1 protein-coding gene is annotated in these 260 nt (G+C 66.9%); it reads right to left on the bottom strand.

Annotation, left to right across the window (positions count from 1 at the left end):
* Positions 1-260, bottom strand: a 260-nt coding sequence (locus tag FK256_RS14390) for a hypothetical protein (RefSeq protein ID WP_170197987.1), incomplete at both ends; no start/stop codon positions are given.

The raw sequence follows: 260 nt of genomic DNA, 5'->3' as shown, positions 1-260 counted from the left end.
TCCGCACCTCACCCGCACTGGGATCCCGTTCCCAGGGATATCGCAGGCTCAGCAGACGATTGAGCCCGCGCTCCTGACGCCTGAACAGCCTGGGCGCCTTCTCCTCCACCTTACGACGCAAGGGTTCCTCCTGCGCCGGGTCTGCCTGGATCCTCTCGTCGACTGCCTCAGTGATGGGGTCCCACGGCTTGACGGCCTGTTGGGCTTGTTGGGTGAGTTGTTGGCGGGCTCCTCGGGCGGCGGCGGAGCCGACCTGCTCC

It is taken from the genome of Actinomyces johnsonii (assembly GCF_006546835.1).
Taxonomy (GTDB): domain Bacteria; phylum Actinomycetota; class Actinomycetes; order Actinomycetales; family Actinomycetaceae; genus Actinomyces; species Actinomyces johnsonii.
Note: the sequence above shows the minus strand (reverse complement) of the source record. Positions and strands in the feature narration are given on the sequence as shown.